Here is a 22,246-nt window from a genome sequence, read left to right as displayed (position 1 = left end):
GAGCAAACATCGGCGACCCCGTGTGGCCGCCCCCTGGGACCCCGGAATCGGCCCCCTCGGGGCGCACGGACGACCGCCCCAACGACACGGGAGAAGACCATGGCGACAGGACTCGGACTGACCGTCGGTTCGATGCATGCGGTGGCCGTCACCGACATCACCGCACACTCGGACGGCACCGCCGCGCACCCGGACGGCACCGCCGTCGTGCACTCGGACGGCACCGCCGTCGTCGCGCCGACCGCACTGGTGCTCGCCGACGACGGTGCGACCCTGCTGCCTGCTTCGGGCCACCCGCACGGGGCCGTTGTCACGGGGTACGCGAACCGCGTCGGTGACCCGGTGGCGTTGATCTCCGACGACGGCACCGCGCACACCGGCGAGGACCTGGTCGCCGCCACCATGCGCTGCCTCGCCGATTCGCTCCCGGCCGCGGATACCGTCGTCGCCGCGCACCCGGCCGCGTGGTCCGGCTACCAGGCCGACGTCCTCGCCGCCGCTCTGGACCGCGCCGGCCTGCCGGACGTCACCCTCGTCCCCGAGCCTGTGGCGGCGCTGGCCTGGCTGCAGCGCACCCGCCCGGGATCGGCCGACGCGCCGGTCGTGGTCTACGACCTCGGGGCGGGCTCACTCGACGTGACGGTGCTCGGGCCGGGCGAGCACCCCGAGATCCTGGGCACCCCGCTGCGGTCCGAGGACTATTCGGGAGCCGAGTTCGACCACGCCACAATGCGTTACGTCCTCGATGGGATGGCGGGCGGCACGGACGGTCTGGACCCGTTCGACCCCGCGTCGGTGGCCGCGCTGACCGAGCTGCGGGCCCGGTGCCGGACCGCGAAGGAGGCGCTGTCGTCGGACACCGCCACCGTCATCAACGTCGACCTGCCCGGGATGCACAGCGACGTCCGGTTGGTCCGCGAGGAGCTCGAGGACCTGATCCGCGAACCGCTCGCCGATTCGGTGAACCTGGTGCACGAGGCGGTACGCGGCGCCGGCCTCGAACTGTCCGACATCGGGTTGGTCCTGCTCGTCGGCGGCAGCTCTGCCATCCCCCTGGTCACCGAGTTGCTCTCGGCGGCACTGCGATTGCCCGTGGTTGCGGATACGGACCCGGTGTCGACCTCCGCGGCCGGGGCGGCGATGCTGGCATCGGATCGGGCCGCCGCGACGCCGGCGGCCCGCGACACGGCCGCGTTCGCTGTGCTCGGCGCGGCGCTGGGCGACGAGGTCGCCGCCCCGACCGCACCGACGCCCGTCCCCGTCGCCGCCTCCCGCCGCGCCGGGGGGCTGAGCACCGCGAAGAAGGCGGGACTGGTCTCCGCGGCCGCCGCAGCGATCGTCGCCCTCACCGCAGGCGGCTTGTCGCTGGGCACCGGCACATTCTCCTCGACCGCCGATTCGCAACCCACCAGCGGCGTCACCGCCCCACGGACCTCCGCCGGAACCGGTGTTCCGGAATCGGTTTCGAACAGCACCACCTCCGGGGCCACCCCCGGATCGGTCGCGGCGGACCCGACCGCCGCGACCGCGAACGGCTCCACCGCCGCCCCCCGCGCGGCGCAGGCGGTGACCGTCGCCGGCACACCCGGCGCACCGGCCCCGGCCCCCGCGCCCCTCCCCGGTGAGCAGTCCGCGGCGGGCGCGTCGCCCGCACCGGCCCCCGCGGCTCCCGAGGCGCAGAGCCCCGCGCCCGCACCTGCTCCGGCTCCCGCACCCGCCCCGGGGGGTGGCGGCGGTGAGGTCGCGACCGGTGTCGGCCAGGGCGTGGGCGAAGCCGCCAGCGGCGTCGGCGCGGGCGTCGGAGAAGTGGTGGGCGGAGTCGGCCAGGGGGTCGGGGGCGTCGTGAACGGTGTCGGGGGCGTGGTCGGGGGTGTCGGCAACGCCGTCGGCGGCGTCGTCGGCGGACTGCTGGGCAACTAGGACACGGCGAGTACGAGAGAAGACGTGAGGGAGACGAGAATGCCGGCCCAGTTGACGCGTCCCGCGCCCGCTGTCGCGACACCCGCCGTCCGGGCCCTGCTCGACGGCATCCGAACCGGACACCCGCACCTGCTGGTGCGCGGGGTGTCGGGCACCGGGAAATCGGCCCTGCTTGCCCTGGTGCGCGAAAGGGTTCCGGGGCCGGTCCTCACGACCACGACCGTCGATCCGGATCCGGGCAGCGCGGTGGTCGTCGACGACGCGCACCTGTTGCCCACCGCAGCGCTGGATGCACTGACCGCGCTGGCCGCCCGCCCGGACGTGACCGTCGTGGTCGCCGCCGAGCCCCGTACCGCCAATCCCGCGCTGCGCACCCTTACTGCGGCACTCGACGGCACCGTGCCGTTGGGAGTCCTGACCACCCGGGAGATCGCGGCACTCGCGGACACCGTTCTCGGAGCGTCTCTTCCGAACCAGCTCGTGGGTCTGATCCATCGCCTGACCGGGGGGCTGCCGCGCTACGTGGACGCGACCCTGACGGCCCTGTGCGGCGCGCCGGCCCCGACCGGGGCGGACCGGACGATTGCGTCCGCGGTCGCCACCTGCCACGCCGAGGTGCTCGCCGGGCTCGACCCGGACCTGCTGTGCGCGTTGACCGTTGCAACCGTCGGCGCCGGACTGGACGCCTCCGAGTTGTCCCGAACGCTCACCCTGAGCGCGGACGCAGGGCGGGACCTGGTGGACCGGGCCCGCGGCTGCGGCCTGCTGCAGCAGGCCGACACGCTGCTGGCCTCGGCGTGCGAGCCACTGCGGACGGCACTGGGACCGCAGCGGGTGACCGCGCTGCACGTGGCGGCGTTGCACGCCAAGTGCGACCTCGGCACCCTGGACGTGGCGGCGGCCCGCGCCTTCGCGGCTGCCGGCGTCAGCGACCCCGTGCTGGCCGAATTCCTGTGCGCCCAGGGCGACCTCGCCCGGCCACGGTTGGCCACCGCCCTCTACGAGGAGGCGGTGTGGGCGGGCGCGGACGCGGATGCGCTGGCACTGCGCCGGGCCGAGGCCGCAGCCCTGGCGGGCGACCTCGACACCGCCGCCCGCCTCGCGGACACCCTGCTCGAGCGGGCAGCGGTCACCCCGCCCGCGGACCTCGCCGCCGCCGTCCGCGTCGCGGCCGGCGTCGCCGCGCACCAGGGCATGCTGGTGCGCAGCGCCGACCTGTACGAGTGGTTGGGCCCGGACCGGATGGGCACCGACCGGCCGATCGCCGAGATCGTGCTGCTCGCGGCCGGACGCCCCGAATCGGCGGCCGCCGCCGCACGCGGGGTCACGGACGCCCCTCCGACGTCGTCGACGGCCGCGGAGGCCCTGCTCGCGCAGGGGCTGCGACAGTCGCTCGACGGTTCCGCTCCGATCGCGCTGAACTCCCTCACCCGCGGGGTGTCCCTGTCCGCCAACGTGTCCCGCGCCCGCCTCCTGCCCGACAGCGGCGTGGCGCTGACCGCGCTCGCGGCGCTGCACTGCGGCGAACTGGGCCGCGCCCGGTCCGTGCTGGCACGCGCGGTGGAGACCGACGTCGACGGAGACCTCGTCCGCGACCGCCACCTGCTGCTGACGGCCTGGGTGTCGATGCTGCGGAGCGACCTGGATGCGGCCGCCCGTACCGTCGACGCCCTCGACGCGACCGGGTTGCGCCCCCGCGACGCGCTGTTCGCAGCCGCGCTGCGGGTCGGCATTGCCCGCCGGACCGGCGACATCGGGTCGCTTCGCCAGTCCTGGGACGGCGCCCAGACCGTGGTCGCGGAGCACTCGGTGGACCTGCTGAGCCTGCTTCCGCTGGGCGAACTGTGGCTCGGGGCAGCACGACTCGCGGAGACCGACCGGGTGGCGCACCTGGTGGATCAGGCGCGGGACCTGCTGACCCGACTCGGCGAGCCGACCCTGTGGGGCGCCCCGCTGCACTGGTACGGCGTGCAGGCCGCGATCCTCACCGAGTCTCCTGCCGACCTCGTGCCGCACGCGCACGCACTCGGTGTCGCCGCCGAAACCAGTTCCCATGCCGCGGGACTCGCTCGCGCGGGCCGCGCCTGGCTCCGGGTGCTGCAGGGCGAGACCGACGCCGAGGAGGTGGAGAAGGCTGCCGTGGCACTCGGGACGATCGGGCTGCCGTGGGACGGCGCGCGACTCGCCAGCGAGGCCGCGTTGCGGGTGACGGACACCGCGACCGCGACGGCGCTGCTTCAGGTGGCGCGGTCACTGCGACCCGTTCCCGCACCGGTGGGCGCCCCGGCGGCCACGCGGGAGATGGGTGCCACGCTCACCGAGCGCGAATCCGACGTCGCGCGCCTGCTGGTGACGGGGTTGACCTACCGGGACATCGGGGCACGGCTGTTCATCTCCGCGAAGACCGTCGAGCACCACGTGGCCCGGATCCGGCGCCGTCTCGGTGCGCAGTCGCGGGCGGAGATGCTCTCCATGCTGCGGGCGATGGGGCACGGCGCGTAGGCTCGGACACCGTACTGAAGGTGGTATCCGAAGTTCCCGACGTGATCGGCGAAAGGCGGCCCCGATGTCGTACCAGGTTGGCGTGTTCATCGGCAGTCTGTCCAGGGTGTCGATCAACCGCAGGCTCGCCAAGGCCCTGCACCGGCTCAGCACTGACACCAACCTCGAGCTGCAGGAGATCCAGATCGGGAATCTACCCCTCTACAACCACGATTACGATGCCGACTACCCGGCGGAGGGTGTCGCGTTCAAGAAGTCGATCGCCGCGGTCGACGCGCTGATCTTCGTCACCCCCGAGTACAACCGGTCCATCCCCGGGTCGCTCAAGAACGCGATCGACTGGGGGTCGCGGCCGTGGGGCCAGAACTCGTTCGCGCACAAGCCGTCCGCGGTGATCGGTACCTCTCCCGGCAAGATCGGCACCGCCGTCGCCCAGCAGCACCTGCGCAGCGTTCTGTCGTTCGTGAACTCCCCGGAACTCGCCCAGCCCGAGGCGTACATCCAGTTCACCGAGGGCCTGATCAACGAGGACGGGGAGATCACCGACCAGTCCACCGCGGCGTTCGTCACCGACTGGCTGAAGAAGTTCGAGGACTTCGTCTGCAAGGTCGTGAGCGTCAACCCGAAGTAGGGTCACCGTCGCCCACGAACTCGAGCACCATCACGGGGATCCGGCGGCCTGCGGCCCGTTCGGCGTAGTGGGCCCGGCCCGGATAGACCTCGAGGTCGCGCGCCCAGAGCCGCTCGCGCTCGGCTCCCTCGACCTGGTGGGCGCGCACCGGCCGCGGCGACCCGCCCACGACCGTGACCGTTGCGGCAGGCTGCTTGCGGAGGTTGCGGTACCAGGCCGGGTTCCCGGGCCGGCCGTAGTTCGATGCGATCACCACCAACCGGTCCCCGTCCGGCACTCCGAGGAGCGGCACGGTGCGCGGGGCGCCGGTCCGGGCACCCGTGGCCGTCAGCATCACCACCGGCAATCCGGTGAGCAGGCTGCTCAATGTCGTTCGCCCGTGGGTCATTCGGAACACCGGGCCGTCGATGCGGTGGAGCGTCCGGGCATACAGCCACGACATCGGTGCCGTCGCGCCGGACGCGCGCACGGCCCGCTGGAAGAGGTTCGCGTCCCGATAGGTGCGCGCCATCATCCGACGCTAACACCGTCCCGACCCGATCTGAAGACCGCAGCCCCCTCGCACACGGTGTCGGCCAGTGGCCTCACGGGGCGAGCACCACCGCCGCCTCCGCCGTCAGCGACGAAAAGGTCAGCGACTCCTCGAGATACAACGTCACCTCGGTGGCGGTGTGACTGTCGTAGCCGATGGACAGGTCGACGCCGAGGGTCAGCTGGTTGTCGCCGCCGCGGGTGGACAGGACGTACCCGCCCTGGACGGCCGGCGCCCAGACGATGTCGTCGACGAGGTCCTTGAGGTGGTGGAAGACGGGATGTCCCTCGTCGCGGGTCTCGCTGACGGCGGTGTACGCGTCGGCGTCCAGCACCACCGCGTACGGTCCCTCGACGCCGGCCAGCCGCAGCGCCGTCAGCGCCGAGACCACCGCGTCGGGTACCGCCAGCGGGTCTGTGGGGAGGGCGAGCACCGGGTTGGACGACGACGGTCCGAGTCCGCGGATCCCGGCCTCCTCGTATCCGGCGAAAACCGCGCGGTCCTCGGCGAACGCGATCGCCTTGGCCGCGTCCTTGACCGGCTGCCAGTCCGAGTCCAGTGCGCCGCGCTCGACGTCGTCGATCTCCGCGCGGCTGAGTGTGAACGGGAAACGCAACTCGACCAGCGGGTGCACCTCGCGCAACTGCGCGCGAATCCGCTCGTCGGACACACTGATCGACCTGACCCTGCCGAGGTTGTGCGCCGAGTACGCGTAGCCGTGCGGCCCTGTCACGTCCACCACGCGCCTGCCCGCGACGTGGCGTTTGAACGTGCGGGACGCCTCCTCCCCGATCTGCTGCCACGCGGCCGCGGTCACGGGGGCGAGCTGGCGGTGGAGGTTGGTCGAGTCGGTCATTGGGTCACTCCTTTGAGGTCTCCGATGTCGAGGGAGAGTGCGTACCGGGTCGGGGTGTCGGCCGGCGCCGCCTCCGCGGCCGTGGGCTCGGAGGTGGCCAGGGATTCGAGAAGATCGACGCTCGGCACGAAGAACAGCGCCCCGGTCGTCGCCACCGAGAAGTCGAGGATGCGGTCGTGGTTGCCGGGCGGGTCGCCGAGGAACATGTGCCGCAGCATCTCCTCGGTGACCGCGGGCGAGCGGGCGTACCCGATGAAGTAGGTGCCGAATTCGCCGTCGTCGAGACTGCCGAACGGCATGTTGGCGCGCAGGATCTCTCGTTCGGTGCCGTCGGCGTCGACGAGCGTGTTCAGTGCCACGTGCGAGTTCGACGGCTTGTCGTCCAGTTCGACGTTGTCGAGCTTGGTCCGGCCGATCACCCGCTCCTGCTCGTCGGAGGACAGGGCACCCCATGCGTCGAGGTCGTGCAGGTACTTCTGCACGATGACGTAACTGCCCCCGGAGAATTCGGGATCCTCGTCCCCGATCAGGGCCGCGGCGACCGCGCCCGTGCCGCTGGGGTTCTCGGTGCCGTCGACGAAGCCGAGCAGGTCGCGGGCGTCGAAGTAGCGGAATCCGCTGACGGCGTCGACCACCGTGGCCGAGCTCGCGAGCGCGGAGCGGATGAGCCGCCCCAGTTCGAAGCACAGGTCGGCCCGCGACGCCTGGATGTGGAACAGCACGTCCCCCGCGGTGGCGGGGGCCTGGTGCACGGGACCGCGCAGCGGAACGAACGGGTGCAGTTCCGCGGGCCGGGACGAGCGCCCGAGCCGGTCCCAGAACTCGGAGCCGACGCCGACCACGCAGTGCAGCGAACCCTGCTGGTCCCGAAATCCGACCGCGCGCACCAGCGCTCCCACGTCGGCGGCCACCGCGGCGACCGCGTCCGCGTCGGCCCGGTCCGGTCCCGCGGTGACCACGAGGAACAGCGCGGCCACGTCGAGCGGCCGCAGAAGCTGCTGGGGAACAGGCACACTCATCGATGCTCCAAGGTCGCGGGCCCCGCTTCCTCCCACGCGCGTACGACGGGTGCATCAGAGCCTAGGCCCGCGGACCGGTCCCCGCTTCCCGAAGCGAGCGCGGTGGAGCGGAATTCAGAAGAGATCGATCGGCATTCGGGACGGTCGGCACCGTCACTCCGGCGCCCGACCGCCGACCGACTCGAGCACCACGATGGGTATCCGCCGCCCGGCGACCTGCCGCTCGTAGCGGGCCCACGGCGGAAATGTCCGCACGCCGAGTGCCCACAGGCGATCGCGTTCGGCGCCGACCGCCTCGTGGGCCCGCACGGCCCGCGGCGCGCTGCCCGCGAGGGTCATGGTGGCGTCGGGGCATGCGCGCAGATTGTGGTACCAGGACGGGTTGGCCTGGCAAGGCGTAGTTCGATGCGATCACCACCCACCGATCGCCGTCCGGCAGCCCGAGCGCTGGCACGGTGCGGCGGACCCCGCTCCTGGCGCCGGTGGTGGTGAGCATCAGCAACGGAGATCCGCTGAGCGCCCCGGACACCGTCTTGCGGCCGTTGGTCAACCGGAAGACCGCGCGGTCGATGTGGTGCCATCGCAGCACCCTGGTGTTCGCCCACGCCGCCAGCCGGGTCTCGGAGGTTCTGCGCATCAGGCGCTGGAACGCGGTCACATCCCCCTGGGAACGCGTCATCATTCAACGCCAACGCGGTGACCTGCACCGGGGAACCCTCGGCCGCTACTCTGACCCGTCGGGCACACGGACAGAGGGGACACGAGAAATGGCGGTCGGGCACGGTATCGGCCTCGGCGTCGGCGACACCGAGGCGATCGCGGTCGTGCAGTCCTCGGACGCGCCGCTGACCGATCCGCCGGTGCTGGTGGAGCCGGCGACCCTGCGGGTGTCCGCGACCGCGGCGACGCTCGGCGCCCCGGCCGGTGAGCCGGGCGTGCTGAGCGGGTTCGCCTCCCGCGTGGGCGACCCCGACGGCGTCACCGCCGCCGACGGCACGGTGTACCTGGCCGAGGACCTGGTGGCGACCGCGACCGCGAGCCTGCTCGCGACGGCGGTCCGGCAGTTCCCGGGCCTGCCCGCCGACCCGACCGTGGTCGCCACCCACCCGGCCCGATGGGACGACACGACGGTCGCCGCACAGCGTGCCGCGTTCGACCGGGCCGGGCTTGCTGCGGTGTCGCTGACACCGGACGCGGTCGCGGCGGTGCGCTGGTTCGAGGCAGCGCGCGGCGCGGCCGGAGAGTCGGTGGTCGCGGTGTGCGACTTCGCCGCCGCCGGGCTGACCGTCTCACTCGTCCGGACGGGCGCCGAGCCGCGACTGCTGCCGCCGTCGACGTTCTCCTCTCTGTTCGGCGGCGACAGCTTCGACCGCACGATCGCCGAGCACGTCCTCGGCACCGCCGCGGCGGACCTCGGCCCGCTCGACCCGACCGATCCGGGCGTCCGTGCCGATGTCGAACGGCTGCACGCGGAGTGTCGCACCGCGAAGGAACAGCTGTCGACGATCGACGAGACGACGATCGACGTGACCGTCGGCGGTGCGGCAGCCGCGGTGACGCTCACACGAGCCGACCTGGACGAGATGTTGCGGGGGCCGCTCGAGGGTGCGCTGTCGCTGGTCGAGGAGACGCTGCGTGCCCACGAACTCGCACCGTCGGCACTGCACACCGTGCTGCTGACCGGCGGGGGCGCCGCGATGCCCCTGCTGTCCGAGTTGACCGGCGCGTTGCCGGCGCCGGCGACGGTCGCCCCGCACCCGAATGTGGCAACGGTGCAGGGCGCGGCGATTCTCGCCGCCGGCGGTGCCGGCCGGTCGGGCACCGCCGGCGGTGCCGGCCAGTCGGGTACCGCCGGCGGTGCCGCTCTCGGCGCGGCCGCTGCGGCGGTCGCGTCGGCGGGCCCCGGTGTCGACGTCAGCGGGGATGCGGACACCGACTCGCTGCCGGTGGTACCTGCCCCGGCGACGCCGACGGCGTTCACCGAGGCCGGACCCGGCAGCACGGTGCAGCCGGCGGCGGCGGTGACACCGGCCTCGCCGGCCCCCGCACGCAATCGGCTGGTCATGGTTGCCGCCGGGGTGGGCGCGGCGCTCGTCGTGGCGGCGATCGCCGGTGCGGTGACGATGTCGCGCTCGGGTGACACCCCGGGCACCCCGCTGCCGCATCTCGATCCGCTCACCACGTCGGCGCGGGCCGTCACGACGACGCGGGCGACGACCCCGCCGCCGGTCGCGACCACCACCGAGATCGAGGTCGACACCGTCGCGCCGACCACGGCGCCGCCGACCCGGACCGCCGCGCCGGTGACGACGACCGTGGCTCTCCCGCCGCCGGTGGCGACCACGACGCGTCCGGTGACGACCACGAAGACCACCACCGAGCCGGAGGACACCACACCGCCGGAGGAGACCACCACGACGGACGACACGACGACGACCACCACCACGACCACCGAGCCCGAACCGGAGCCGGAGCCGGAACCGGAGACCGAAGGCACCGAGAATCCCTGACCAGGAACTCTGCCACCTGCGACTGAGGACACGACCCGACGGTTTCCCCTATGGTGGGGCGCGCTCCCCCGACCGAACCGCCTCCAGAAGGGTTTTCATGCGTCTGCCGCTGGCGCTGCGCGCCGCCATCCTGGCCTCTGTCTCACTGCTCCCGGTCAGCGCGCTCGCGCACGCCGCGCCGCGTGAACCCCTGGTGACCGAGAAGCAGGTGCAACAGCTGCCCCCCGAACTCGTCGAGGCCATCGGCCGGGACCTGAAGCTGACGCCGCAGCAGTACCTCGAGCGCGCCGAACTCGCGCAGCGGCTGGGCACCTACGCAGACGAGCTGAGGGCATCCACGCCGCACACCTTCGCCGGGACGTGGATCGCGGCCGACGGGCGTCCGGTGGTCGCCGTCACCTCCACCGAGGCGGCGCGGAAGGTGGCCCTCGACGGGTACGACACGCACATCGCGGCGGTGTCCGAGCAGCAGCTCGAGGGTGCGCGGGCGCAGCTGAACCAGTGGATCACCGCACTGCCGAAGGACGTGTCCTCGCAGATCAACTCCACGTCGATCGACGTGCTGAACAATCAGGTCGTCATCGACGTGGTGAACAGCCCGGTCGGACAGGCGCTGAACCTGCCGACGCTGCTCGCCGGTCTGAAGGTGATCCTCTCCCCCGACCGCGGCGGCCCGGTCGATCCGCGCCCGCAGGGCGGCGACACCTACGTCACGACCGCACGGCCGCTCACGGCGACCACACCGCCGGAGGAGATCGGGGTCTGCTCGTTCGGCTTCAACGCCGTCGGCGGCGACGGCGCCTCCTACAACCTCAGCGCCGGGCACTGCGACCCCAGCCAGGAGCAGGCCGGCGTGGGCGCCGGGTCCCCGGTGTACGTGCCGAACGCGACGGAGGTGGGCCGCAGCCCGCAGGTCGGCACGTTCGAGCACTCCGAGATGGGCATCGACGCCGACGGCCTCGACTACTCGGTGATCAAGCTGAACCGCGCCGGGGTCGAGGCGGGCCTCGACCAGCCGACCGTCCGCGGCGCGAACGGGACCACCGTCAAGGTCACCGGCACCGCCCGCCCGGTGGTGGGCGCCCCGATCTGCAAGTCGGGTCAGTCGTCGACGTTCACCTGCGGGATCGTGCTCGCCGACTCGGTGGACGCGCCGCTGGAGATGATGGACGGGTCCACCCGCCTGGTCCGCGGCTTCGCAGGGTCGACCTGCACGCTCAGCGGCGACAGCGGCGGCGCGATCCTGACCGGCACCCGCGCGCTGGGCATCACGTCCGGCTCGAACGCGAGCGGCGCCCCGAACTGCACGGAGGCGAACCTGGTGCTGGCTCTCGACGGCGGTACCGCGAGCATCGGCATCCCGATCGAGAGCATCGTCGACCGCGCCAACGCCACCCTCGGCCACGACCTGCGGGTGCGGGTGGAGGCGGCCTGACCCGCGACACCCACGCACGGCACGAGCGGCCGCACCGGATCGATTCCGGTGCGGCCGCTCGTGGTTTCGCCCCTGTCCACGGCATTTCGGACATCTGATCCGGACATCCCGGCCGAATTGGGTGAGACGGTGCGGCGACCCCGTCGCAGGCCATATAGTCATGACATTCGACTCGGCCGCCGAGCGTGATCGAGTCGTGTCCTCATGCCCAACGGCATGCCCGCGTGCCCCGACCCGGAAGGTCCCCATGCGCAGCATCCGCGCGCGCCGCGCCGCGATGATCGGCTCGGCCGCCCTGCTCCTGCTCGCTCCCGCTTTCGCTCACGCCGACCCGGCTCCCGAGCCGGTCACCGCCCTCCCCGAGGATCTGGTCACGGCGGTGCAGCGCGATCTGGGGCTCAGCCCGCAGGAGTACCTGGCGAAGGCGGAGGCCGGCCAGAAGCTGGTCACGTTCGCGAACGAACTGCGCGCCAAGTTCCCGGACACCTTCGCCGGTGCCTGGCTGGATCCGAAGGGCACCCCGCTCATCGGTCTGGCGTCCGGCCCCGACGCCGACGCCGCCCGCAAGGCCGTCGAGGAGGCCGGGTACACGGTCAAGGACCTGCCCCGCAGCGAACGCGCCCTGCAGGATCAGCTGACGAAGGCGCAGGACTGGATCTCCACGCTGCCGCAGCCGCTGTCCGGACTGGTCAGTGGTGCCGCCGTCGACGTCGTGAACAACAACCTCGTGCTGCGGGTGTCGGACACCGTCAACGTCGCGGGCTTCGAGATCCCCGACTTCCTGCAGGGCGCGGTCCTCGCGCTGCAGCCGGCGCTCGGCTCGGTGGCCCCGGCGGCCGCGGACAACGGCGGTGCCCCGGCGGACGCGATGTTCGGTGGCGACTCGTACGCCGCGGAGAACTCGGCCGGCGCGTTCCGCTGCTCCCTCGGCTTCAACGGCACCGACGGCTCCGGCAATGCGGTGAACATCTCCGCCGGGCACTGCGACCCGAACCGCGGCGCACCCGGCACCAGCGTGTTCCAGATGCCCAGCGAGGGCGTCTTCGGCGCGCACATCGGCACCTTCGCCCGCACCAACCTCGAGGGCCTGGACTACTCGATCATCCGCATCGACAACGACGCCGCCCCCCGATTCCAGAACAACCTGGTCCGCGTCCCCGGCCGCTCCCCGCTGCGCATCACCGGCACCGCCGACCCGGTCGTCGGCGCCCCGGTCTGCAAGTCCGGCCTGACCACCGGCTTCACCTGCGGCACCATCAACGCCGTGAACCAGACCGTGGACGTCGGCGCCCGCACCCTGCGGGGCGGCTTCTCCGCGAACATCTGCGCCCTGCAGGGCGACAGCGGCGGCACCATCGTCACCGGCGACCGCGCCCTCGGCATCTCCAGCGCGTCCAACGTGGGCGACCTGAAGTTCTGCGAGCTCGCCGCCGTCGTGACCACCGTCCTCGGCGACAGCCCGCAGCTGTTCGCGACGCCGGTCAACGCGATCCTCGGCGCCAACCCCGGTCTGAAGGTCCGTACGAGCTAGACGCACCTCTGCTCCCCCTGTGCGGGGCTGTCGTCCGATTGGACGACAGCCCCGCACAGTCGTTTTCGGCAGGGTTGCGGGGTAGCGCCACCGGCACCGGATCACGCACGGTAGGATGCTCGAAGTTGTTGCTGGGGAATCTTTTTCGCACCGACAACAAACGAGGGACGAACTGACTGGGGGGATCCAGTCGGGCAAGCCGCCGGCCTCCTGGTCGGCCTACACGACGAGGAAGTGCCATGCTCGCAGACATCGCCGACGCCACCACCCCCGACGCCGGAACCGGATCCGATTCCGGAGCCGTCCTGGGGCTCGTGATGAAGTCGGTCGGCTACATCTTCACGATCGCGACGAACGCCGGCGGCGCCGGACTCTCCTGATCCACCCCGTCGGGGCCGGGATGCGAACGTCGCGTCCCGGCCCCGACGGCGTTCCGGGCGCCGTTGTCGTGCCCTGGAACGACGAGCGGCCCGTCACCTCCATGAGGTGACGGGCCGCTCGATTTGCCTGTGTGACTACTTGGCGTAGACCGTGGTGCCGGGCTCGGCCATCAGGGTCTGACCCAGGCCGATACCCGCGGCGATCAGGGTCGGGCCACCAACGATCACGGTGCCGGCGACGCCGCCGATACCCGCACCCGCGACAGTGCCGACAGCCGGCATCACGAAGGTGCCGACGATCGCGCCGACGATCGTGCCGATGAGTCCGCCAGATGCAGTGGCGACGGCGAGCTGCGAGTTGAAGGTCTGCTGCGCGAGGAGGTTCTCCTGGGGCGAGGCGATGTCCTTGATAGCGAGGCCGCCGCCGTTGATCGGCTGCGCGGTCGCGCTGGCAGCAATCGGCTTGGCCTTGCCGAGGTCGAAGACCGGGGTCAGGGTGACGGTCTTGCCGTCCTCGCTGATCTTCTGGTCCATCGGGAACTGGAGGGTGTTGAGCTGGAAGGCGAGCGGGAGGCTGACCACGGCGTTGCCGTTGCCGTCCTGCAGCTCGATGTTCTTGCCGTCACCGGAAACCTTGAAGGCGCCGGCGTCGATGGTGGTGACCACGGACGTGCCCTCGACCTTCGAGTTCCAGTCGATGGTCTCGGGCGCCGGGTTGGCGTGCGAGGTGCCCGCGCCGATCCCGAGTGCGGCAACCGCCAGCATCGAGGTGACGGCAAACTTCCTGAGCTTCATTCGATGAATCCCCTCCAGTGAATCTCGCAGCACGAGTGAATCCCGCAGCGCGAGCCAAGACACATAATCACGCAGACCCTAGTCTGTGAACCCACTGAGAACAATGTCCCTGAGCACAGGTAAGGACACCCTCATAGTCGCAGGCTAAGTTACTGGTCAGTTGCCTAAGTTAGGCTCACCTGCACTGAACGCCCGATAGGCCAGGATTTACGGTGAGCGGAAGAACTACTGCGTGACCGGAGCAACACCGGCGCACGCAGCATCTGATGCCACGTTGAAACGCGACGCTACCGGCGGGTAACTTACGGTGACTTACCCTTGTTGCCGTTGCCGTTGCCGTTGAAGAAGGAAAGGCCGTGACATGAACGCCCTGACGATCACGTTGGGCACGATCGGCGTACTGCTCAGTCTCGTGTGTTGGGCCTCGTTCTTGAGCGGGGCCTGGACCATGGGCAAGACAGTCATGATCGGGCAATCTGCTCCCGACCGCTGGCACCCGTTCTTCCCCCGGTTCAAGCAGATGATCGTCGAGTTCATCGCGCACACCCGGATGGCGAAGTTCCGCACCGTCGGCTGGGCGCACTGGCTCGTCATGATCGGCTTCCTCGGCGGCTTCCTGCTGTGGTTCGAGGCGTACGGCCAGACGTTCAACCCCGAGTTCCACTGGCCGCTGTTCGGCAACACCTGGGTCTGGCACCTGTGGGACGAGATCCTCGGCATCGGCACCGTCGTCGGCATCGTGACGCTGATCGTCCTGCGGCAGCTGAACCACCCGCGCGTCCCCGAGCGGCTCTCCCGCTTCAGCGGCTCGAAGTTCGGCCCGGCCTACTTCGTCGAGATCGTCGTGCTCGTCGAGGGCCTCGGCATGATCTTCGTGAAGGCCGGCCGCATCGCGATGACCGGTCACTCGAACCCGTGGACCGACTTCTTCACGATGAACGTCGCGAAGCTGCTGCCCGCCAGCGCCGTCATGGTCTCCGTCTTCGCGTTCATCAAGCTGATGTCCGGCATGATCTGGCTGTTCGTCGTCGGCCGCAACATCACCTGGGGCGTCGCGTGGCACCGCTTCTCCGCGTTCCCGAACATCTACTTCAAGCGTGAGGACGACGGCGGCGTCGCCCTCGGCGCGGCCAAGCCCATGATGAGCAAGGGCAAGGCGCTCAACATGGAGAACGTCGACCCCGACACCGACACCCTCGGCGCCGGACGCATCGAGGACTTCTCCTGGAAGGGCTGGCTGGACTTCACCACGTGCACCGAGTGCGGTCGCTGCCAGTCGCAGTGCCCGGCCTGGAACACCGGTAAGCCGCTGAGCCCGAAGCTGCTCATCATGTCGCTGCGCGACCACGGCTACACCAAGGCGCCGTACCTGCTGGCCGGTGGCCGCAAGGACATGGGCGGCGACGAGGTCGGTCTGGTCGACGCCGAGGGCAACGTCAACGAGGCCGCCCTCGCGAAGATCCCCGAGGCCGCCCGACTCGAGGCCGAGCGCAAGCTGGTCGGCGAGACCGCCGAACTGGTCGCCGCCGGCGAGCAGGCCCCGGTCATCGACCTCGAGACCCTGTGGTCGTGCACCAACTGCGGCGCCTGCGTCGAGCAGTGCCCCGTCGACATCGAGCACGTCGACCACATCATCGACATGCGCCGCTACCAGGTGTTGATCGAGTCGGAGTTCCCGTCCGAGCTGGCCGGCCTGTTCAAGAACCTCGAGAACAAGGGCAACCCCTGGGGCCAGAACTCCAAGGACCGTCTCAACTGGATCAACGAGATGGACTTCGAGATCCCGGTGTTCGGCAAGGACGCCGAGACCTTCGAGGACTACGAGTACCTGTTCTGGGTCGGCTGCGCCGGCGCCTACGAGGACCGCGCCAAGAAGACCACCAAGGCCGTCGCCGAACTGCTCGCCACCGCGGGCGTGAAGTTCATGGTCCTGGGCGCCGAGGAGACCTGCACCGGTGACTCCGCTCGCCGCGCCGGCAACGAGTTCCTCTTCCAGCAGCTCGCCATGCAGAACATCGAGGTCCTCGACAACCTCTTCGAGGGCATCGAGGAATCCAAGCGCAAGATCGTCGTCACCTGTGCGCACTGCTTCAACGCGCTCGGCAACGAGTACCCGGAGGTCGGTGGCCGGTACGAGGTCGTCCACCACACCCAGCTGCTCAACCGCCTCGTGCGGGCCAAGAAGCTGATCCCGGTCGCGTCCGTGCAGGAGGACGTCACCTACCACGATCCCTGCTTCCTCGGCCGCCACAACAAGGTGTACGACGCGCCGCGTGAGCTGATGGCCGCGACCGGCTCCACCCTCAAGGAGATGCCGCGGCACGGCGAACGGTCCATGTGCTGTGGCGCCGGTGGTGCCCGCATGTGGATGGAGGAGCAGCTCGGCAAGCGGATCAACATCGACCGCGTCGACGAGGCCCTCTCCACCGATCCGAAGAAGATCGCGACCGGCTGCCCGTTCTGCCGCGTCATGCTCACCGACGGCGTCACCGCGCGCCAGGAGTCGGGCCAGGGCGAGGGCGTCGAGGTCGTCGACGTCGCGCAGATGATGCTCGAGTCGATCACCCGACTCGAGCCGGCGGCGCTGACCGAGAACCTGAAGGTCGTGCAGCGGCCGAAGGAGAAGGTCGCTGCCCAGGCCGCACCCGCCGTCGAGGAAGCACCGGTCGAGGCCGAGGCTTCGGCCGCTGCCGCTGCCGCGCCGGCGGCCCCGAAGGCCGGCGGACTGCAGATGAAGGGCGGGCTCAAGGCTCCCGGCGGCGCTCCGAAGGCCGGTGGGCTGCAGATGAAGGGCGGCCTGAAGGCTCCCGGTGGCGCTGCCGCCGCCGAGGCTCCGGCTCCGGCTGGTGCTCCGGCCGCGAAGGCGGGCGGCTTGCAGATGAAGGGCGGCCTCAAGGCTCCCGGCGCGAAGGCCGCCGCGCCTGCCGCGCCCGCTGCCGAGGCTCCGGCCGCGCCTGCCGCTCCGACCGCCAAGCCGGGCGGACTGCAGATGAAGGGTGGTCTGAAGGCTCCCGGTGCGAAGGCCCCGGGTGCGAAGGCCGCGGCACCTGCCGCGCCCGCAGCCGAGGCCGCGGCCCCGGCTGCCGAAGCTCCGGCCGCTCCGGTCGCCAAGCCCGGCGGACTGCAGATGAAGGGCGGCCTCAAGGCTCCCGGCGCGAAGAAGGCCGCCGCTCCGGCTGCCCCCTCCGCTCCGGCGGCCGCCCCCGCCGAGACCGTTGTCGAGGCTCCGGCCGCCCCCGTGGCCGAGGCTCCGGCGCCGCCGCAGCCGAAGGCCGGTGGGCTCGGGTTCAAGGGTGGGGCGAAGGCCCCCGGCGCCCGCAAGGCCGCCGCCCCGGCTCCTGCGCCTGCCCCGGCGCCGGTCGAGGAGTCTCCGGTCGAGGAGGCCCCGGTCGACGAGGCCCCCGCTGCGGAGGCTCCCGCGGCACCGCCCGCCGAGGCTCCGGCACCGCCGCAGCCCAAGGCCGGCGGGCTGGGCTTCAAGCCCGGCGCCAAGGCCCCCGGCCGCAAGTAGCAGCGCAGTACCGAACGCGCCCCCACCGAATCCGGTGGGGGCGCGTTCCGTCTTCCGGTCCCCTCCCCCGCCGCGCAAAACCCCTGTGCACACACCCCTTCCCCCACCCACACACGAACTACACGCCGAATACCCCTGTGCACCCCCGAAAACCCTTGTGCACCCACCGCCAGACGCGAGGCCGACACCGCCGCGCCCCGCACCCCTCACTCCCCGCCGGTCACCCCACACCGGCGCTGCCAACCCACGCGCCCCCTCGCAAAACCCCTGTGCACACCCCTCTTCCCGCACCCACACACGAACTACACGCCCAACACCCGTGTGCACCCCCGAAAACCTCTGTGCACACCCCTGGCCCGCCAAGTGGCCGACGCCGCCGCGCCCCGCATCGCGCACTCCCCGCCGGTCACCCCCGCACCCGCCGGCCCACCCGCGCACTGTCGCGAAACCCCAGTGCACACGGCGGCTGCACAGTCTCGACCTTGCAACCGACGCCCCTGCACTGCCGCACCTCCAACACCCCTGTGCACACCCCCGATGCAGCGCCCACACCCCTGCTACACGCCGAACACCCGTGTGCACCCCCGAGAACCTTTGTGCACACCCCACGCGCCAGCCAGTCGACGCCCCCGCGAGCGCAAAACCCGTGTGCACACACCCCTTCCCGCATGCACACACGAACTACACGCCCAACACCCGTGCGCACCGCCGAAAACCCCTGTGCACACCACATCTGCCGACCGGGTGAATCGGCACGGCGTGTGCCCGAGGTGCGGAGCGAAATCGGTTGTCCACAGCACCGCCCCTCATCCACAGGGCGCGGAATCGTCGGCTCGGCCGAGCGCGGGCGTCGGGCACGATGCGGTCATGGGGGAACACATCATTCGACGTACCGAGGCATTGCGACGCGGCGCGACGGACCGCGAGCTTCAGCGACAGTGCCGGACGGGCGTGTGGAAGCGGCTGCACCCCGGCCGGTTCACCCACGCATCGGCCTTCCTGGACCTGGACGCCGCGGCCCGGCACCGTCTCCTCGTCGAAGCGGTGCTCGACGTGGCGTCGCAGGAGGCGGTGCTCAGCCACCAGTCGGCCGCCGTGGTGCACGGTTTCGACCTGTGGAATACCACGCTGTCGCGGGTGCACCTGACGCGGAACCGAACCTCCGGCGGCAGCTGCACAGCGCGGCGTCACGTGCATTCACTCCCGCTGCCACCGGAGGATGCCACCACCATCGACGACCTGCGCGTGACGACGCCGGCGCGCACCGTCGTCGACCTGGCGGCGACGCTGGGTTTCGAGCAGGCCCTCGTCGCTGCGGACCACGCGGTGCACAGCAGGTCCGTCAGCCTCGCCGGGATCGCGGCCGCGCTGGCGTCCGACCGAAAACACGCGGGCCGGGTACGCCGGGTGCTCGATCTTGTGGACGGCCGCGCCGAGAGCGTCGGCGAGTCCCGCAGCCGTGCGCTGTTCATCCGTGAACAGTTGCCGCTGCCGGACCTCCAGGCGACGTTGCACTCCGAGAGGGGTGTCCGGCTCGGCCGCGTCGACTTTCTGCTCGACGGCGTCGTCGGCGAGTTCGACGGTCGCATCAAGTACGGCCGACTCGTCCCTGCCGGCGAACTCTCCGAGGAAGTGCTGTGGGCGGAGAAGAAACGGGAGGACGCGATCCGCGACGCCGGCTGGCAGGTGGTGCGCTGGACCTGGGACGAGCTCGCGACACCCGCGGTGATCGTTGACCGGGTCATGCGCGCCGTCGCCCGTGCCCGCAGATCCGAACCGCCACTCGGTCACGTGGTCCGGATGCCGCGGATCGGGTGAGCACACACCCGTTCCCGCGTCCACACCCCTACTGCGCGCCCAACGCACGTGTGCACCCTCGAAAACCCCTGTGCACCGCCTTTTTCCCAGACCGGGGAGCAGCTACTTCGCGACCAGCGAGGGGTGGACGTTGATGCGCGACAGGTCGCCGTCGTAGTGCTCGAGGAGCAGTGGGTCCATCACCCGCCGCCACAGCGGTGGCACGAACGCCAGCAGGATCAGTACCGCGTACCCCGCGGGCAGCTGTGGCGCGTTGGGCATCGATCGCAGGGTCTGGTAGCGGCGCAACGGGTTTGCGTGATGATCGCTGTGCCTCTGCAGGTGGTACAGGAAGAGGTTGCTGCACACGTGGTCGCTGTTCCAGCTGTGTTCCGGCGCGACGCGCTCGTAGCGCCCGTCGGGCCGCTTGCGACGCAGCAGACCGTAGTGCTCGAGGTAGTTCGCGGCTTCGAGGAACGTCACCCCGAGGACGGCCTGCACGACGAGCCACGGTGCGACGCTCCACCCGAATGCGGCGATCAGCACCGCGAACAGCACCACACTCATCGCCCAGGCGTTGAGGACGTCGTTGCGGATGCTCCACGTGCGTCGACCACGCCGGGCCAGTCGAGTCTTCTCGAACCCCCAGGAGGAGCGGACGCCCCCGACCACCGACCGCGGCAGGAACGCCCAGAACGACTCGCCGTAGCGTGCGGACGCCGGGTCCTCGGGGGTCGCGACGCGCAGGTGGTGCCCGTGGTTGTGCTCGACGTAGAAGTGCCCGTAGAAGGACTGGGCGAGCGCGATTTTCGCGAACCACCGTTCGTGCCGGGGACGTTTGTGGCCGAGTTCGTGGGCGGCGTTGATGCCGACGCCCGCGACGACACCGACGGACGCGGCCATCGCGAACCGTTCCGGCCAGCCCATCGGTGCGGTGGTCCACATGTAGCAGGCGAACACCAGGCCGGCGTACTGCAACGGCAGGAACAGATAGGTGCACCAGCGGTAGAACCGGTCGGCTTCCAGCGCGGCCATGACGTGCTCGGGCGGGTTGGACTTGTCCAGCCCGGAGACCAGGTCGACCAGCGGAACGATCACCACCAGCAGGATTGCACCTGCGGCCCAGAACAACCCGAGCCCGAACAGCTCCACCAGCGCCCACGCCGCGAACGGACTCAGCGGCGCCAGCAGCCCGAGCAACCAGAGATAGCGCCTGGAATCCCGCCACGGCACCCCAGGCGTCGTCGGCGTGAGGTTCCCACCCACTGCACGAAGATCCGACGTCACGTCACTCCATCCCCCCGATGTCCGCGCGCTGTGCTTGTTTAACGCGGCGGTAAGTATCGCTAACCGCGGCGGACCCCACAAGCCGTCCAACCCGACGAATGGGTCACAGCGCGGGCAGCCAGGCCCCGTGCAGCCCGGAGGGCACGCGGATCGGCATCCGAACCCTGGCGATGGGCCCGGATTCCGGGGCGTCGGCGGGCAGGATCACGAACCACGAAGTGACGGTGCCGCGGTCGGTGCCGAGCATGCCCCAGTAGTCGTTCTCTGCGCCGGGGAGGAAGATCGGCTCACCGACGGACAGCGCACCCGCGTCCCAGGACGTCTCGGTGCCGGCGTCGGGGTCGAAGAACCACAGCGAGTCCATGTGCCCGTCGCGGGAGCCGCGCTTGCCGATCGACGCGAGCGGCCCGGCGGCCCGCGTCAGCGTCCGGTCGTCGACGCGCGGAAATTCGATGTCGCGGTCGCACACGACCTCGCGGTCGACGCTGCCGCGGTCGGGGTCGATCCGCGCGCGCACCAGACCGCCGCGGCACTGCGCCTCCGCGGTCGTGAAGGCGGCCGGGTACTCCCATTGCGCGTAGTCCACCTGCACCCGGCCGTCGGGCAGGTCCCGGGCGCCGGCGAAGTGCCACACCCAGAACGCCTCGCAGCTCGCCCACCGCACCGGTCCGCCGTCCCGCGGGATCAACGCGACGCGGGTTCCGTCGTCGGGCCGCCAGTCCAGCAGTGAGCCGCCGGTGAGGATGCCGGCCATGTCGAACACCAGGGGGCACAGCACCAGCACCACATACCGTTCGGTCAGGGCCATGTCGTGGATCATCAGCGGCCGGTCGAGGCCGTCGACGACGGTCGGCGGACGCGACAGCGACCCGTCCGCGGCGACCACCGACCACGTCAGGTACGGCGCCTCGAGGAGGTAGTTGAACAGCACCAGCTCGCCGGTGACGGGGTCGATCTTGGGGTGTGCGGTGCTGCCGATCGGCATCGCCCCGTCGCAGGTGTCCGGGCCGAGGGTGGTCAGGTCGTCGGGGTCGAGCCGGTACGGCCGGGTGGTCTCGGCCATCGCGAGCAGACGGCCGCCGTGCCGGACGACGTTGATGTCGGGAAGTTCGCGTGCGGTGCCCGCGAGTGTGGGCCCGACCTCGTCGGCGTCCGGGGTGTACAGGTCGGTGGCCCCGCCCCAGATGGCGTGCCCGGCACGTTCCTCCGCGACGACCATCGGGGTCCGCACGAACCGGTTCGTGTAGCGGGCGTGGCCGTCCACGAGTTCGATCCGGTGCACCATGCCGTCGCCGTCGAGCGGGTACACGTACCGGCCGATCGGGTCGAAGCGCGGGTTCGGCCCGTTCCGCAGGTAGGCGCCGTGCAGGTCCGCGGGGATCTCGCCGACGACGTCGAGGTCGTGGACGTCGACCTCCTCGCGTTGCGGCGCGAACACCCCGGTCAGATGGGTGTGGTGGGCGAGGTCGACCGGGGCGGGACGGGGAATGCCGGGTGCACTCATGGGATTGCCGCTTCCGTGTGGTCCATACGTGGCGCC

At 71.2% G+C, this 22,246-nt stretch carries 15 protein-coding genes and 2 pseudogenes; 9 read left to right on the top strand and 8 right to left on the bottom strand.

Features of this window, described 5'->3' with window-relative positions; all coding sequences use genetic code 11:
• Positions 1-99 precede the first annotated feature (99 nt).
• From ACWDUM_RS25760 to ACWDUM_RS25750, 3 genes are all read left to right on the top strand, one after another.
• Positions 100-1,920 carry an Hsp70 family protein gene (locus tag ACWDUM_RS25760; protein ID WP_450136177.1) on the top strand — a complete coding sequence of 607 codons (1,821 nt, stop codon included), beginning with the start codon at positions 100-102 and terminating at the stop codon, positions 1,918-1,920.
• 39 nt (positions 1,921-1,959) lie between these two features.
• Positions 1,960-4,422 (top strand): LuxR C-terminal-related transcriptional regulator, encoded by a 2,463-nt coding sequence (locus ACWDUM_RS25755; protein WP_450136176.1) that lies wholly within the window; start codon positions 1,960-1,962, stop codon positions 4,420-4,422.
• A 64-nt stretch (positions 4,423-4,486) separates the two neighbouring features.
• The gene (locus ACWDUM_RS25750) at positions 4,487-5,053 is read left to right on the top strand and encodes an NADPH-dependent FMN reductase (protein WP_450136175.1); all 567 of its coding nucleotides are present in this window, start codon (positions 4,487-4,489) and stop codon (positions 5,051-5,053) included.
• On the opposite strand, the gene ACWDUM_RS25745 is transcribed toward ACWDUM_RS25750, so the two are convergent.
• The 5 genes and pseudogenes from ACWDUM_RS25745 to ACWDUM_RS25725 form a co-directional block, all read right to left on the bottom strand.
• Positions 5,040-5,564 (bottom strand): nitroreductase/quinone reductase family protein, encoded by a 525-nt coding sequence (locus ACWDUM_RS25745; RefSeq protein ID WP_450117018.1) that lies wholly within the window; start codon positions 5,562-5,564, stop codon positions 5,040-5,042. The two genes, ACWDUM_RS25750 and ACWDUM_RS25745, sit on opposite strands and share 14 nt — an antisense overlap.
• A 73-nt stretch (positions 5,565-5,637) precedes the next feature.
• On the bottom strand, positions 5,638-6,441 hold the full coding sequence (locus ACWDUM_RS25740) for a family 1 encapsulin nanocompartment shell protein (RefSeq protein WP_450117019.1): 804 nt from the start codon (positions 6,439-6,441) through the stop codon (positions 5,638-5,640).
• Complete coding sequence (locus ACWDUM_RS25735; RefSeq protein ID WP_450136174.1) at positions 6,438-7,460, bottom strand: Dyp-type peroxidase; 1,023 nt, start codon at positions 7,458-7,460, stop codon at positions 6,438-6,440. The genes ACWDUM_RS25740 and ACWDUM_RS25735 overlap by 4 nt, the downstream gene beginning before the upstream one ends.
• Before the next feature lie 153 nt (positions 7,461-7,613).
• A pseudogene (locus tag ACWDUM_RS25730) lies at positions 7,614-7,835 on the bottom strand (nitroreductase/quinone reductase family protein); the annotation flags it as partial.
• Between the two features lie 25 nt (positions 7,836-7,860).
• Positions 7,861-8,097, bottom strand: a pseudogene (locus tag ACWDUM_RS25725) (nitroreductase/quinone reductase family protein); the annotation flags it as partial.
• 130 nt (positions 8,098-8,227) lie between these two features.
• On the opposite strand from ACWDUM_RS25725, the gene ACWDUM_RS25720 reads away from it, so the two are divergent.
• The 4 genes from ACWDUM_RS25720 to ACWDUM_RS25705 all read left to right on the top strand — a co-directional run bounded on the left by ACWDUM_RS25720 (position 8,228) and on the right by ACWDUM_RS25705 (position 13,316).
• Positions 8,228-9,970, top strand: a complete 1,743-nt coding sequence (locus ACWDUM_RS25720) for an Hsp70 family protein (protein WP_450136173.1) — start codon at positions 8,228-8,230, stop codon at positions 9,968-9,970.
• Positions 9,971-10,067: 97 nt separating this feature from the next.
• Positions 10,068-11,405 (top strand): S1 family peptidase, encoded by a 1,338-nt coding sequence (locus ACWDUM_RS25715; RefSeq protein WP_450117023.1) that lies wholly within the window; start codon positions 10,068-10,070, stop codon positions 11,403-11,405.
• Positions 11,406-11,652: 247 nt separating this feature from the next.
• On the top strand, positions 11,653-12,936 hold the full coding sequence (locus ACWDUM_RS25710) for a S1 family peptidase (protein WP_450136172.1): 1,284 nt from the start codon (positions 11,653-11,655) through the stop codon (positions 12,934-12,936).
• Positions 12,937-13,175: 239 nt separating this feature from the next.
• Positions 13,176-13,316 (top strand): hypothetical protein, encoded by a 141-nt coding sequence (locus tag ACWDUM_RS25705; protein WP_450136171.1) that lies wholly within the window; start codon positions 13,176-13,178, stop codon positions 13,314-13,316.
• Positions 13,317-13,451: 135 nt separating this feature from the next.
• Here ACWDUM_RS25705 and ACWDUM_RS25700 read toward each other — a convergent pair whose 3' ends face one another.
• Positions 13,452-14,111 (bottom strand): ammonium transporter, encoded by a 660-nt coding sequence (locus ACWDUM_RS25700; RefSeq protein ID WP_450136170.1) that lies wholly within the window; start codon positions 14,109-14,111, stop codon positions 13,452-13,454.
• A 361-nt stretch (positions 14,112-14,472) separates the two neighbouring features.
• Here ACWDUM_RS25700 and ACWDUM_RS25695 point away from each other — a divergent pair, with 361 nt between their 5' ends.
• Positions 14,473-17,622, top strand: coding sequence for a (Fe-S)-binding protein (locus ACWDUM_RS25695; protein WP_450136169.1), 3,150 nt, complete (start codon positions 14,473-14,475; stop codon positions 17,620-17,622).
• 867 nt (positions 17,623-18,489) lie between these two features.
• A complete protein-coding gene (locus ACWDUM_RS25690) occupies positions 18,490-19,440 on the top strand; it encodes a hypothetical protein (protein WP_450136168.1) in 951 nt (316 codons plus the stop codon).
• A gap of 102 nt (positions 19,441-19,542) precedes the next feature.
• On the opposite strand, the gene ACWDUM_RS25685 is transcribed toward ACWDUM_RS25690, so the two are convergent.
• Positions 19,543-20,685 carry an alkane 1-monooxygenase gene (locus ACWDUM_RS25685; protein ID WP_450136167.1) on the bottom strand — a complete coding sequence of 381 codons (1,143 nt, stop codon included), beginning with the start codon at positions 20,683-20,685 and terminating at the stop codon, positions 19,543-19,545.
• A 124-nt stretch (positions 20,686-20,809) separates the two neighbouring features.
• Complete coding sequence (locus tag ACWDUM_RS25680) at positions 20,810-22,210, bottom strand: carotenoid oxygenase family protein (RefSeq protein WP_450136166.1); 1,401 nt, start codon at positions 22,208-22,210, stop codon at positions 20,810-20,812.
• Positions 22,211-22,246 lie beyond the last annotated feature (36 nt).

It is taken from the genome of Rhodococcus sp. NPDC003322, assembly GCF_053589555.1.
This window is presented reverse-complemented; position numbering and strand designations above follow the sequence as displayed.

Excerpts from the sequence above, each read along its gene's own strand:
- ACWDUM_RS25760 (WP_450136177.1), top strand. The coding sequence starts at position 100 with ATGGCGACAGGACTCGGACTGACCGTCGGTTCGATGCATGCGGTGGCC.
- ACWDUM_RS25755 (WP_450136176.1), top strand. The coding sequence starts at position 1,960 with ATGCCGGCCCAGTTGACGCGTCCCGCGCCCGCTGTCGCGACACCCGCC.
- ACWDUM_RS25750 (WP_450136175.1), top strand. The coding sequence starts at position 4,487 with ATGTCGTACCAGGTTGGCGTGTTCATCGGCAGTCTGTCCAGGGTGTCG.
- ACWDUM_RS25745 (WP_450117018.1), bottom strand. The coding sequence starts at position 5,564 with ATGGCGCGCACCTATCGGGACGCGAACCTCTTCCAGCGGGCCGTGCGC.
- ACWDUM_RS25740 (WP_450117019.1), bottom strand. The coding sequence starts at position 6,441 with ATGACCGACTCGACCAACCTCCACCGCCAGCTCGCCCCCGTGACCGCG.
- ACWDUM_RS25735 (WP_450136174.1), bottom strand. The coding sequence starts at position 7,460 with ATGAGTGTGCCTGTTCCCCAGCAGCTTCTGCGGCCGCTCGACGTGGCC.
- ACWDUM_RS25720 (WP_450136173.1), top strand. The coding sequence starts at position 8,228 with ATGGCGGTCGGGCACGGTATCGGCCTCGGCGTCGGCGACACCGAGGCG.
- ACWDUM_RS25715 (WP_450117023.1), top strand. The coding sequence starts at position 10,068 with ATGCGTCTGCCGCTGGCGCTGCGCGCCGCCATCCTGGCCTCTGTCTCA.
- ACWDUM_RS25710 (WP_450136172.1), top strand. The coding sequence starts at position 11,653 with ATGCGCAGCATCCGCGCGCGCCGCGCCGCGATGATCGGCTCGGCCGCC.
- ACWDUM_RS25705 (WP_450136171.1), top strand. The coding sequence starts at position 13,176 with ATGCTCGCAGACATCGCCGACGCCACCACCCCCGACGCCGGAACCGGA.
- ACWDUM_RS25700 (WP_450136170.1), bottom strand. The coding sequence starts at position 14,111 with ATGAAGCTCAGGAAGTTTGCCGTCACCTCGATGCTGGCGGTTGCCGCA.
- ACWDUM_RS25695 (WP_450136169.1), top strand. The coding sequence starts at position 14,473 with ATGAACGCCCTGACGATCACGTTGGGCACGATCGGCGTACTGCTCAGT.
- ACWDUM_RS25690 (WP_450136168.1), top strand. The coding sequence starts at position 18,490 with ATGGGGGAACACATCATTCGACGTACCGAGGCATTGCGACGCGGCGCG.
- ACWDUM_RS25680 (WP_450136166.1), bottom strand. The coding sequence starts at position 22,210 with ATGAGTGCACCCGGCATTCCCCGTCCCGCCCCGGTCGACCTCGCCCAC.